The sequence below is a fragment of the Litoribrevibacter euphylliae genome, assembly GCF_042646085.1.
GTDB lineage: Bacteria > Pseudomonadota > Gammaproteobacteria > Pseudomonadales > Litoribrevibacteraceae > Litoribrevibacter > Litoribrevibacter euphylliae.
On sequence record NZ_JBHRSZ010000009.1, the window covers coordinates 170115 to 182813 of the forward strand.

General features: G+C 45.3%; 10 protein-coding genes. 6 read left to right on the forward strand and 4 right to left on the reverse strand.

The features are described 5' to 3' along the window. Positions 1 to 4 precede the first annotated feature (4 nt). A complete protein-coding gene (gene phnW, locus ACFOEK_RS20000) occupies positions 5 to 1222 on the reverse strand; it encodes a 2-aminoethylphosphonate--pyruvate transaminase (protein WP_386723258.1) in 1218 nt (405 codons plus the stop codon). 232 nt (positions 1223 to 1454) lie between these two features. Here phnW and ACFOEK_RS20005 point away from each other — a divergent pair, with 232 nt between their 5' ends. Next, positions 1455 to 2585, forward strand: coding sequence for a TIGR03364 family FAD-dependent oxidoreductase (locus tag ACFOEK_RS20005; protein ID WP_386723259.1), 1131 nt, complete (start codon positions 1455 to 1457; stop codon positions 2583 to 2585). 108 nt (positions 2586 to 2693) lie between these two features. Further along, positions 2694 to 3407 carry a UTRA domain-containing protein gene (locus tag ACFOEK_RS20010; RefSeq protein WP_386723260.1) on the forward strand — a complete coding sequence of 238 codons (714 nt, stop codon included), beginning with the start codon at positions 2694 to 2696 and terminating at the stop codon, positions 3405 to 3407. Here the strand turns inward: ACFOEK_RS20010 and ACFOEK_RS20015 are convergent. The 3 genes from ACFOEK_RS20015 to ACFOEK_RS20025 form a co-directional block, all read right to left on the reverse strand. Further along, positions 3395 to 4648, reverse strand: a complete 1254-nt coding sequence (locus ACFOEK_RS20015; protein WP_386723261.1) for a hypothetical protein — start codon at positions 4646 to 4648, stop codon at positions 3395 to 3397. The genes ACFOEK_RS20010 and ACFOEK_RS20015 overlap by 13 nt on opposite strands. A 225-nt stretch (positions 4649 to 4873) precedes the next feature. Then, positions 4874 to 5632: a substrate-binding periplasmic protein gene (locus tag ACFOEK_RS20020; RefSeq protein WP_386723262.1), complete on the reverse strand. Its 759-nt coding sequence runs from the start codon at positions 5630 to 5632 to the stop codon at positions 4874 to 4876. A gap of 133 nt (positions 5633 to 5765) precedes the next feature. Beyond that, entirely contained in the window at positions 5766 to 6344 is a 579-nt protein-coding gene (locus ACFOEK_RS20025) for a hypothetical protein (protein WP_386723263.1), read from the reverse strand. 566 nt (positions 6345 to 6910) lie between these two features. Between ACFOEK_RS20025 and ACFOEK_RS20030 the strand changes: the two genes are divergently transcribed. The 4 genes from ACFOEK_RS20030 to ACFOEK_RS20045 all read left to right on the forward strand — a co-directional run bounded on the left by ACFOEK_RS20030 (position 6911) and on the right by ACFOEK_RS20045 (position 12547). Beyond that, positions 6911 to 7978 carry a putative 2-aminoethylphosphonate ABC transporter substrate-binding protein gene (locus ACFOEK_RS20030; RefSeq protein WP_386723264.1) on the forward strand — a complete coding sequence of 356 codons (1068 nt, stop codon included), beginning with the start codon at positions 6911 to 6913 and terminating at the stop codon, positions 7976 to 7978. Positions 7979 to 8133: 155 nt separating this feature from the next. Beyond that, positions 8134 to 9399, forward strand: coding sequence for an ABC transporter ATP-binding protein (locus ACFOEK_RS20035; RefSeq protein WP_386723265.1), 1266 nt, complete (start codon positions 8134 to 8136; stop codon positions 9397 to 9399). Between the two features lie 19 nt (positions 9400 to 9418). Continuing rightward, positions 9419 to 11128 carry a putative 2-aminoethylphosphonate ABC transporter permease subunit gene (locus ACFOEK_RS20040; RefSeq protein ID WP_386723266.1) on the forward strand — a complete coding sequence of 570 codons (1710 nt, stop codon included), beginning with the start codon at positions 9419 to 9421 and terminating at the stop codon, positions 11126 to 11128. 198 nt (positions 11129 to 11326) lie between these two features. Beyond that, complete coding sequence (locus ACFOEK_RS20045; protein ID WP_386723267.1) at positions 11327 to 12547, forward strand: OmpA family protein; 1221 nt, start codon at positions 11327 to 11329, stop codon at positions 12545 to 12547. The last annotated feature ends 152 nt before the right edge of the window (positions 12548 to 12699 follow it).

Sequence of the window (12699 nt, forward strand, 5' to 3'; positions counted from 1 at the left end):
TTCCTTAGGCTGTCGCGGTTTGTTCTAGTGACGGGGTCGCTGTTGTGTTGTCTTCTAACCAATATCTTTGATGCTCAATTACATCAATTAAACGGGCCATATCCTCTGGAAACACATGGCCGATATTACCGATACGGAAACAATCCGCGTCCGATACTTTACCCGGATAAATCACAAAGCCGTTGGCTTTCAAACGCGCATAGAACTCGTTGAAGTGATAACAGGCTTCTTCCGGGTTAAAGAAAGTGGTGATGAATGGCGATTGCACTGCGTCTTCCAGTAAAGTTTGGAAGCCCAGCTTTCTCATACCAGCCACCAAGACATCATGATTTTCTTGGTAACGAGCGTAACGGGCAGGAATGCCGCCCTCTTCTTCCAATTCTGACAAGGCTTGATCAAACGCACGCACCGTATGCGTAGGCGAAGTGAAACGCCATTTACCGCCACCGTCTTCCATGCCTTTCCACTGATCATACAAATCCAGAGACAATGAACGTGCCGTGCCCGCAGAGGCTTCTAGCTTTTGACGATTCGCAATGACGAATCCAAAGCCTGGCACGCCTTGAATGCACTTATTGGCGCTGCTGATTAAGAAGTCGATGTTTAACTCCGCCACATCCATCGGGATACCGCCAAAGCTGCTCATAGCATCGACAATAAACGAACAGTTGGCCGCCTGTACGATTGGCGCAATGGCTTCGATTGGGTTCAAGCGCCCCGTAGTGGTTTCGCAATGCACAACGGCAACGTGCGTGAAAGGCTTATCTCCATTCAATAAACGGTCTTCTTCAAGCAGCGTTTTTAACGCATCAAGGTCAATGGCATCGGCTTCGCCAAAGTCCCAAAGTTTATGTTCAATTCTTAGCACGGAAGCGATCTGACCAATCCGTTTTCCGTAAGCGCCGTTGGCAAGCACCAAGAGTTTGTCATCGTCGCCAATCACCGAACCTATTACGCTTTCGACGGAAGCAGAGCCACTGCCCTGCATCAGCACAGAAGTAAACTCGGCCTGACGTTCAGGATGTTTAGGCAACGCCAAAGACACCAAGCGACTACGAATGCCCTGAACTAAGTCGTTGTAATCTTTATCCCAGGTACACCAGTCTTTCATCATCGCCTGACGTACCGTCGGACTGGTTGAAAGAGGCCCAGGCGTGAGCAACAAGTATGGGTTCTCAATTGCGTTATTTTCTAGTGATGGATCGTTTGTAACGTAATCCATGGATGATTCCCTCTAATTCTCATTTTGATACCAAATCGTTTTCAATCACAGATCTGGTATATACCAATTTATTTTGGATACTATGAGAAGGCATTCAAGAGGTCAATAGCGACCAGAAAAGATTCATCAAACTGAAACACAAACGAAATATATTTTGGTATATACCAATAATAAAAAAATCCTCTGTGCCGACTTTGATGCCCAGAGCAAACAAATTAGTAGGAATATGAACATGTACGATCTTATTGTTGTAGGTGCTGGAATCGCTGGTTTGGCGTTTGCGCTTACCGCCATTGAACAAGGGCAAAGTGTTTTAGTTATCGAAAAAAACAAGGCAGCCCTAGGCGCTTCCATTCGTAACTTTGGTATGGTGTTGCCACTGGGCATGCCAACCGGAAATGCGTTAAACCGAGCTATCAAAAGCAGAGAGAAATGGCTGGATTACTCGAAGAAGGCCAACTTCTGGGCGAACCCTTGCGGCATGATGATGGCGGCTCACCATGATGATGAAATGACCGCTATGGAAGAATTCCATAACCATCACAGCCTGACGCCCTACCGCACGCGATTATTAGACCCAGACCAGGCAGAAGTTATTTGCCCAGGCGTGAATCCAAAGGGTTTAATTGGTGGATTACTGAGCCAAACCGAAGTGCAGATCAATCCGCAACAAGCCATCAAGCAGCTTACTCACTATTTAGACAAGCAAGACGATGCAGATCTGATCTTTTCAACCCGCGTCATCCAAATTCACACCAAAGACAGCGGTGTAGACGTTCACACCAACCAAGGGCTGTTCCACGGCAAGAAAATTGTGTGCTGCCCTGGTCATGAATTTAGCGACCTCTTCTCCACCCCGGAACAATCCAAGCCCATCACCTGCAAACTGCAAATGATGCGTACCATCAAGCAAAAGCAAAACTGGGCGTTTGGCTCTATGTTTTCGACGGGGTTGTCGATGTTGCACTATCCGGCCTTCGATAAAGTGAAGAGCCTGGAAGCGGTGAAAGAACGGGTTAGTTACGACTACCCGGAACTCATAGAGCATGGTATTCATATCTTGGCTGCGCAAAACCAGTTAGGTGAAATCACCTTGGGCGACTCCCATCATTACGGTGATGATCCTGATCCGTTCATTGATCAGGAAGTAAATTACCTGATCACTCAATACGCCAAGAAAGTGATGCAGTTGCCAAGTTGGGAAATCAAAGAACAATGGATGGGCGTTTATAGCAAAGCCCAAGACGACCATGTCTATTGGACTCAACCGCAAGATCATGTATTTTTAGTCACTGGTTTAGGTGGTACCGGCATGAGCACCAGTTTCGCCATTGCCGAAGAATGGTTTTTAGAGAACGCCTAGACGTTCTCTCAAGCCCACGCTGCAATATAATACATAGCTAAAACGCATCCAGACTTAGAACCTAAACATCGATTCTAGACAAACACGCCAGACAAGTAGCCGAGCAGTATGTCCTTACCCCAATACAAAACCATCGTAGATCACCTGAAGAGCCAAATCGCAGCCGGAAAGCTTTCGACACAAGACAAGCTTCCCTCTGAACGCCAACTCAGTGATCGATTCAACGCGTCTCGTATCACCGCTCGTGAAGCCTTACTGCAACTGGAAAAAGAAGGCGTTATTTACCGCTTAAACCGCCGAGGCTGGTTTGTTAGTCCAACGCGATTAGTCTATGATCCGACCTCACCTGCCACCTTCAATCAAATGCTGGCAAGCCAGAATCGCATTGGGGAAACCACGCCGATCAGCTGTGAACTGACCGAAGCCCCCAAAGCCATTGCCGAAGTTATGGAATTGTCGGAAGGCTCACCGGTGTACCTGATCAAACGCCTAAGAAGCGTCGAACACAGACCGATTCTCATCGAGCAAATCTATGTGGATGCCAACCTCTGCCCTGGCCTGCTCAAACATGACTTCAGCCAATCACTGACTGAAATCTTCGCAACTCACTACCAAAAAGAAGTCACCCAAACCGACGTTCACATGTTCGCTACCTCACTGGACGAACAAACCGCTCAAGAACTGCAAGTCTCGACGGGCAGCCCCTGTTTAGAAATCAAACGCTGCCGTTTTACTGATGAAGGTCGGGTGCTGGAATACGATATTGAGTATTGGCGACACGATGCGGTCGAGTTGAGGATGAGTTTGAATCACACCAAATAAGATCGGCTGTAATGATTCAAAGGGATGTATTTATGTTCGATCGAGTCCACAATCGCGGGAATATAGAATTGTGCTGAGTTCATCCCCCCATCAAACTTAGCAAATCCGTAATAGTCTGAGTTCAGTACATCAAGTCCATCTTGGCTTTTTTGCACATCTACAGCCCTTGCAATATCGAGCTTGTATTGCAGTGCCATGTTTTCTTCCTCGACGGATACCTCAAACCCAATATCGTTATCAAACGTAATATCGATATTACGCTCGATCGCCCCAACCTCATGCTTCAGTGATAAATGAGTTTGAACAATGGCATCACTGTTACTTGCCAGAGTTTGTTGTAGTTCGGTTAAATCCGTTGCTAACACAGAATGATCTTTGCTAAACGAATTTAAAAGACCATCCAGGGTAGTTGTGTACTCTTGAATTACCATGGCCTCTTCTTGCGTCAATTCCTCACTAGCCGAAAACTGAACATTTAATTCTCTGGAAAAGCCTTTATAAGTGTCTTTATTCGTTCGTTCTTCAACTTGCACACTCAGATGGATACTGTTCCCTTCCTTGGTCTGCAAAGTAAGTTCAAGTGCAGGCGCGCTTATGTACTGTGCACCACTATGATCTTTTGGATCCCATGCTTTGAAATCCGTATACCCTTTAATTACCTTTAATCGAGAAGGATCATCCAGCCCTCGATAATTGCCCACTTCGACTTTGGTATGAATGTTAGCCTCCGTTATCCCTGTTTCAAAAACACCTGACATTTCCAACATCGAACTGAGTTGAATATTTTTCTGGCGAGATAAGCTAGCAATATTCTCTAATGATTCAGAGTCTGGTTTAGAGAGATTATTAGAGATTTCAGCCATCGTAATTTGTTGATGAATATCCGGGTGATCACTGAGGTAGGGAGTACTCTTTTCAACAATGATGCCCTCACTCGGAAAGTAAGTCGCATCAGCCATATTAGAGAAATAGCTTGGCAAAGTATTTATATCAATCTCTGTTAGAGTTACCTGAACCAAAGCATCGTCAGGCTGTGAACGCGCTGGCATCCTCCCTACCGTATTAACACCATTGAGGCTAGAATTACCAGATCGAAACCGTTCTAGAATGCCCTCTCGTTCAGCACCACTAAGATTAAGCAGAGACTGCTGATCGTTTGCTAACAAACGTCTATCCAACAAAACACTTTTTGAACCATAGGGTGAAACCCTACTAAATACGCCAAAATAGTCATCCATCATAAGGGGCTTTCCTTTGCCTATTAGCTAAAAATCAATACGGTAAATAAAAGAGCTGTTATATTCTTATCGACACAAGACTTTATAGTCTTGACCAATAAAAAGGTGATTTCTCTGAAACTTGAGATTATTTTTCTGTAAGCAATTTCTTACAAATTAGAGGAAAAGAAAAAGAGATGGGTCGATCACTATTAGATAGAAAGTGGTTGCTTGGCTATTTATCTCTACCTACTCATGATACTTCCGCAACACCTGATCATAGACACCCGAAGTCTTCAGCTTATCTAAAGACGCCTGCCACAAGGCAATTTCGGTATCAGGAATATCCTTACTCGCAGCAATGTACAATGCGGAATCGACGACTTTGACTTTTGTTTGAACCAAGGCGTCGACCGGATAATCCATTTCTCTCAAAATGTGTTTAGTTCCTAGAGGTGACTCGCTGATTCCCAAATCCGTTCGGCCGTGCAGTAACTTCTCATACACAGTCTTGGCGTGAACTGAAACGTTATCTAAGTTGGTAAATCCTGCCTTTTTAAGCGTGTCGAAAACAAGCCCTGCATGGCGAGTTGAGATCATTTCAACTTGCTTTGCGTCTTCCAGTGTTTCAATGACTAACGGGTTCCCTTTCTTCTTATAGAAGTAGATGGAAGAATCCACCAGCGGCCCAACCCACTGATATTGATCTTCACGTTCTTTGGTTTTGAACATGGAGATGAACAAACGTCTTGGTTCATGATTGAGCATGTAAGACGCTCTCATGCTGGGGTAAAGCTCCAGCGTTGCATTCGCACCTAAATCCCGAATAAGGTGTTCGACGATTTCTACAGAGAACCCCGTCAACTGCCCATCTTCCATATAATTGTAGGGAGCCCACTCCTCAGTAAGAACGATCAATTTATCGTGTTCGGATGCGTTCACTTGAGCTGAAAAGAGGATGTGAAACGAAATAATCTTAGCGAGTGAAAAGATAGATGGTTTGAACACGCTGTTAGCTCCAAGGCAAATCAGTTTTGCTTTAATACAAAGCTAGTTCAAACCTATGGCGATTCCTAATTTAAGAGGGGGAAAGACCTGCAAGAAAGCAGGCCTTGAACAGTATAGCTTTTTGAAACTTTATTTATGAGCCACAGTATCTATCAACAACATTGTAGTCTTGTGATTCTGACTTAACATAATCACCTTGATTGTTTTTAGTAATTTCAAACAAAGTAACATCGCAAGTTTCTTTACCAGAAGGTAACTCTACGAAATCAAAAAGTGCTTCGTAGTTGCCGTTAGGTTCTGGTGTAAAGGTAACAATTTTTCTACACCACGCATACATGGCACCATATTTAGGGTCATAAACACCCGGCGAAAATCCAGCAAACCCGACACTATTGAACTGAAATGAAAACTCCGTTCCAGCAGGAACATACACCTCATTCTGATGAGAATCACTTATCTCGGAGTTATATAAAGGAACCCCATTCCGATCCAAACTTCTGAACAAATTTGCTTTTGATCCTAGAATGGTAATTTGCGCATCACCATTCCCATAAATACAAGACTTAGCTTTCGGCTCGTGTACAAAGTTATTATTACTAGGAATAGAAGCTAATCTTAGCTTCGCATTTTCAACACCTTCATGCGGTTTTGTGTATATGTTTGAGCACCCACTTAAAATTAAGAGAGCAAGAGAAACGACCAAATACTTCATGTAAAACCCTGGAATGATATCTGTAATGAACCTAAATCGTTGAATCAACGACAGATTAAATTGGGTGACTTTTCACCGGGACGCAATACTAGTGAGAATTAATTAGATAGTAAATTTTTTGATGGCTCCACCTGTCAGAAAGGTACTGATCCCACGCCTAAGCGCTCCAATTCCACCACAAGCATCCTCCTCCTTAATGCGAAGAAGCAGGTTAAAATGATCACTACTTAAATATGTCTGTTGCCCCAACTCGATTAAACTTTTTTAATCTTTGCACAAAGAACGCCCACTTTTTCTTTTAATGGTTCAATCATAAGAGCACTAATAAGCCCCTTCCATCTGCTCTAAACGGCGTAGCCATGCACTTTGGCAAGCCTTCTTCATTCACCTCCCTTCACTGGCATATTTTTCGCGTACAAATCTGGTATAAACCAGATTAATAATTTTGAAATATTTCTGTCTTATTCTGCTGATAGCTTATAGATATCTGGTACAAACCAGACCACCTATAAAGAGCAAGAATTTACGAAATCAGTCTCAAATAACGATTCAGGACGAGGAAGACAATGAGCATAAGCACACAACTTAAAGCCCTTTGCGGCGCTGCGCTGGCAAGTTCTGCACTATTGCTAACGGCATGTGGTAACGATTCCGCCGAAACAACTCAGGCAGCAAACGAGCCAACTGAGCTAACCGTTTACACAGCATTGGAAGCAGACTTGCTAGATACTTATGGTAAAGCATTTAACGAAGCGCACCCGGACATCAAGATCAATTGGGTTCGTGACTCTACCGGTACGATCACTGCAAAACTATTAGCGGAGAAAGAAAACCCACGCGCAGACGTTGTTTGGGGTCTTGCGGGCACCAGCCTTCTTAAAATGAAAAACGAAGGCATGCTTCAATCGTATTCTCCAGTACAAGTTGAAAAGCTTGATGAAAAATTCCGCGACAACAGCAGCACACCATCATGGGTGGGTATGGATGCCTGGGTTGCAGCCATCTGTTTCAACACGGTTGAAGCTGAAAAACACGGCCTGACGAAACCAAGCTCTTGGCAAGATCTGACTAAGCCAGAGTACAAGGGCCACGTCATCATGCCGAACCCGAACTCGTCAGGTACTGGTTTCCTAGATGTATCAAGCTGGTTGCAAACCTTCGGTGAAGAAGACGGTTGGAAGTTCATGGACGGTCTACACCAAAACATCAGCCGTTATACGCACTCTGGTTCTAAGCCATGTAAGTTGGCTGCAGCAGGTGAAACAGCGGTAGGTATTTCATTCGCATATCGTGGCGCCAAACTCATTAACAAAGGTGCACCGCTTGAGCTGGTTATTCCTACGGAAGGCATCGGTTGGGAAATCGAAGCAACTGCAATCTTGAATACCACTAAGAAAATGGACGCAGCTAAGAAGCTCGTTGATTGGTCAATCACCAAAACGGCTAACGAACTTTACAACCAAGGTTATGCCGTTGTTGCTTACCCAGGTGTTGCAAAACCGGTTGAGCACTTCCCTGCTGAAGTAGGTGAGAAGATGATCAAGAATGACTTTGAGTGGGCGGCTAAAAACCGCGACGAAATCCTATCTGAGTGGCAGAAGCGTTACGACTCTAAGTCTGAGCCTAAAGGCTAACTTTGGGTACTAAATATTATAAGAATTAAGGTTACACCGCACAGTTATCGCAAGTGCTAACGCCTCTTGGCCTAGCATGAGTTCGGCAGAGTCCATTGGGTAGTAATGGTTACTCTGCCCTTTTTTAAATTTATCTCGCATTAGGAGTTTGAACGATGGGCAATTTATTAACACGTTTGAACCTATTTTCATCTTTGAACAAGCTGGTACAACGTACACAAAGCACGATTGCAACGTCAAACGTGTCTGTTTCGGCCCCCGCTTTTTCCAAAACAAAACACACGTCACCAAATGCATCGAATGGGAATCAAGCTGCAAACAGCTCTTTTTCCAAAACAAGCAGATCTTCTTCCAAAACAAGCAGATCTTCTTCCAAAACAAACAGATCTTTCTCCCAAATAAACAATACTTCGTTAAGCAGTTCAGTTAAGAGCGTTGAACTTACCGAGCTAAACAAGTACTACGATGATTTTCACGCATTGAAAGACATCAATCTCACGATTGAAGACGGTGAGTTCATTAGCTTTTTAGGGCCTTCTGGCTGTGGCAAGACCACACTGTTAAGAACCATCGCCGGGTTGGAAACATGCAACCAAGGCACCATCCTACTTTCAGGCAAAGACGTAACGCAGAAGCCAGCACGTCAGCGCGATTTCGGCATCGTATTTCAATCTTACGCGCTGTTCCCGAATCTTACGGTGTCAGAAAACATTGGTTATGCACTGAAATCCCGCGGCACATCAAAAGCAGATATTCAGGCTCGCGTTCAAGAACTGATTGAACTTGTTGGCTTGAATGATCTAGCTGATCGCTTCCCTGCCCAACTCTCTGGCGGTCAACAACAGCGAGTGGCGTTAGCCCGCGCCTTGGCACCGAACCCTCAATTGTTGTTACTGGATGAACCGCTTTCCGCGCTGGATGCTAAAGTTCGTCACAACCTGCGACAAGAATTAAAAGATCTTCAGAAAAAAACCGGAATCACCACCATCATGGTGACGCACGATCAGGAAGAAGCCCTGGCCATCTCAGATCGTATTGCAGTATTAAACCACGGCCGAATCGAACAAATCGGTACACCTGATGAAATCTACTCAACGCCTGCCACGGAATTTGTGGCCGAGTTTGTCGGTACAATCAATCGCATCAAGTTACCTAACAGCAATGAGCCGTTAATCGTTCGCCCAGAGTGGATTGAAGTCTTTAATACGCCAGATGAAAACCGTATGTCAGCCGTTATTGAGAGCATGGAATATCGTGGCGCTACTACTCGCCTGACTTTAGGCATGGTCGATAAAGACATTTCTCAAGACGCCATTGAAGTGGATGTCCCGACAGCTGGCTGCAAGAAAACAGGCTTTGAACTGAACCAAGCGGTGTGGTTTGAAATCGTTCACGAAGACTTGTGTACTCCGCAGCATTAAGGAACAAAGATTTATAGCCATGCTAAGTTCAAATACCTTACCCAATAAATCCGGCCTCTTTGTTTCTCTTACGCTGGATAAAGAGTCCATCATCAAGCGAGTCTGGTTGCTCTTACTGCTTGCAACGTTACTGACCTGTTTGATTTTCCCTCTCTACTCCTTGCTGATTCACAGTGTGGAAGATAAAGACGGTAGCTTTGTCGGATTACAAAACTTCATCAGTTACCTCAGCAATCCGGCATTGACCTACTCCATCACTAACACCTTGTATCTCGGTTTGGTTTCTACCGTGATCGTGATCAGTTTAGCCTTTACTACCGCATGGTGTTTCACCCGTTCTCACATGCCGGGTAAAACCTTGTTTAAAGGTATCGCCTACATTCCGCTGCTAACACCGTCTCTTCTTTCTGCCATCAGCTTGATTTACTGGTTTGGCAATCAAGGCGTCCTAAAAGACTTCTGGCCGTTCGAAAGTATCTACGGATTACCCGGCATCGTCTTTGGTATTTCGTTCTGGGCCTTTCCTCATGCCTTGATCATTTTGACTACGGCACTACGACAACAAGACGCACGCTTATATGAAGCCAGCGAAGTATTGGGGGCTGGCCCAATTAAAACGTTCTTTACCGTCACGCTTCCGGGCTGTAAATACGGTTTGATTTCAGCGACGGCTGTTGTTTTTACTTTGGTCGTAACCGACTTTGGTGTGGCAAAGGTCATTGGTGGTCAGTACAACGTCTTGGCGACCGACATCTACAAGCAAGTAATTGGGCAACAGAATTTCTCAATGGGAGCGGTGGTGAGCATTATGTTGTTGATCCCGGCCTTGATTACCTTCTTCGTCGATCAATGGGTTCAGCGTAAACAACAAAACATGTTCGACAGTAAGTCTGTGACCTTCCAACCCGTACCGTCAAAATATCGAGACAGCGTTGCATTCATCTTCTGCTCATTCCTAGCCATCATTATCTTGAGCATCATAGGTATGGCCGGTTATTCATCACTGGTGACCTTCTGGCCTTATGATCTCTCCCTATCCTTCAGCAATTACCAATTTGAACTCATGGACGGCGGCGGTTGGGCGGCCTATCAAAACTCCCTGATCATGGCTACTGGCACTATGATTCTTGGAACAGCCTTTATCTTCCTATCAGCGTATGCCTGTCAAAAGATTGAGCTGTGGCCGAGCGTTCGAAAAGTCATTCACATGCTGTCGGTAATTCCGGCAGCGGTGCCTGGCCTTGTGCTTGGTTTGAGTTACATATTCTTCTTCAATCAGGTCAATAACCCATTGAATGTAATTTACGGCACCTTCCTGATTCTGATGATTTCATCTGTCGTTCACTTCCTAACGGTGGGCCACCTCACCATGGTGACGGCGTTCAAACAACTGCCGGGAGAGATTGAGTCGGTATCCGAATCATTGAAAGTGCCTTTCTATGTAACCTTGGGTCGAGTGACCTTACCCATGACGATACCAGCCATTCTGGAAGTGGGGATTTATCTGTTCGTAAACGCGATGACCACAGTTTCTGCGGTGGTGTTCTTGTACAGTGTGGACACCATGTTGGCCTCAGTAGCAGTACTGAACATGGACGATGCCGGTGATACGGCTCCAGCCGCAGCGATGGCAATGCTAATTTTTGTGAGCGCCCTTGGCGTGAAACTTCTGTATAGCTTGGTCAGCCAACTGATCATCAGCAAAACACAAAGCTGGCGAGCAAAGTAATAACTTCTTCGTATTCCCAAGTGTTTGATCGTTCATTCTAGATGCCTCTTATATGCTTTCAGCGGATAAGAGGTATCTTGCGTATCTCCAACGCTTTATCAGAACTTTGTCATGGAGCTCTAACCTATGTAGTCTATTCTGATAAATATTTGATCTGGAAACATAAAATTGACGTTCATTTAAGACATGGGAGTCCCTATGAAACGCTCGCACTTTTTGCAATTTGCGCAATTTTCACAGCCATCACATTTCTCACGGCTTTCACGCCTTCTACTCATCTCCTCCATTACCTGTACTTCGACCCAAGCCCTCGCTGAAGAGCCTGGCACCTTTTACATCAACCCGGCCGTTGGCTATCAAATGTTTGATAGTGAACGTAACCACGACGATACCATTACGGCGATTCTCGGTGGTGAGTATGTTTTGACTCGTGATTGGGGCGTTGAAGCCACCTATATGATGTCCTCCCCTGATGGTGACGACGGAAACGAAGATGCTGATCTCGACCAAGTTCGCTTAGGTGCCCTTTACTACCTGCCTGAATCTGGTAATTGGAAGCCTTTCCTTGGTGCGGCGATTGGTGAAGCTCAGTTCGAGTACGACAACTCAGATCATGTCGAAACCCAGCTGCAATTGGGTGGCGGTGCGCGTTATTCGTTTAATGACGATTGGTCTGCCCGTCTTGAAGCCCGTGCCATCAATAGTTTGGACGAAGAAGATTGGGATGCGCTCGTCAGCATCGGTCTAAGCTATGCCTTTGGTGGTTCTGCTCCGAAGAAATCGGAACCTTTAATGGCCGAACCTATGGCGGCCGAACCGATGAAAACAGAGCCCGCGCCTAAAGAAACCATGGCCGTTGCCCCGATGGTGGTGGACTCCGATAACGATGGCGTTTCAGATGAAATGGACAAGTGCCCGACCACTCCAGCAGGCGCACCCGTTGACGGCAAAGGCTGCCCTCTGGATACAGATAACGATGGGGTACCAGACTACAAAGACCAATGCCCAACCACAGCGTCAGGCGTGCAAGTGGACGAAAAAGGCTGTCGTATTCCACTTCAACAAACGGTCTCGATTAATCTGGCCATCAACTTCGCCAATAACTCGGCAGAAGTGCCTCAATCTTCTTATGGCGAAATCAAACGCGTAGCTGATTTCATGAAGAAACACTCAACTACCAAAGTAACCATTGAAGGTCACACCGATGATCGCGGCAGCGCAGCGTACAACAAATCCTTGTCTCAGCGCCGTGCCAATTCAGTGATGGCAATTTTGACAGGCACTTATGGGGTTGAAAGCAATCGAGTAAACGCTGTGGGTTATGGTGAAGAACAACCGATTGCGGATAACAGCACAGCGGCTGGCCGTACAGAAAACCGTCGTGTTGTCGCTGAAATCAAAGAAACGATTGTGAATTAACCGATACAAGACGTTCATAATCAACTAAATGCGCCTTTTCTCTTCAAGAGTTTTCTTAAAGGCAAAAGGCGCTTTTTTTGTGTTATTCAGCACGTTTTCAGATCTGCGGAAAACGGTTTCTCATCCCCTAAATCAACCGAAAGAAGGACGTG

Bases quoted from the DNA above. Each gene is read 5' to 3' on its own strand.
- phnW (WP_386723258.1), bottom strand. From the start codon at position 1,222: ATGGATTACGTTACAAACGATCCATCACTAGAAAATAACGCAATTGAG.
- ACFOEK_RS20005 (WP_386723259.1), top strand. From the start codon at position 1,455: ATGTACGATCTTATTGTTGTAGGTGCTGGAATCGCTGGTTTGGCGTTT.
- ACFOEK_RS20010 (WP_386723260.1), top strand. From the start codon at position 2,694: ATGTCCTTACCCCAATACAAAACCATCGTAGATCACCTGAAGAGCCAA.
- ACFOEK_RS20015 (WP_386723261.1), bottom strand. From the start codon at position 4,648: ATGATGGATGACTATTTTGGCGTATTTAGTAGGGTTTCACCCTATGGT.
- ACFOEK_RS20025 (WP_386723263.1), bottom strand. From the start codon at position 6,344: ATGAAGTATTTGGTCGTTTCTCTTGCTCTCTTAATTTTAAGTGGGTGC.
- ACFOEK_RS20030 (WP_386723264.1), top strand. From the start codon at position 6,911: ATGAGCATAAGCACACAACTTAAAGCCCTTTGCGGCGCTGCGCTGGCA.
- ACFOEK_RS20035 (WP_386723265.1), top strand. From the start codon at position 8,134: ATGGGCAATTTATTAACACGTTTGAACCTATTTTCATCTTTGAACAAG.
- ACFOEK_RS20040 (WP_386723266.1), top strand. From the start codon at position 9,419: ATGCTAAGTTCAAATACCTTACCCAATAAATCCGGCCTCTTTGTTTCT.
- ACFOEK_RS20045 (WP_386723267.1), top strand. From the start codon at position 11,327: ATGAAACGCTCGCACTTTTTGCAATTTGCGCAATTTTCACAGCCATCA.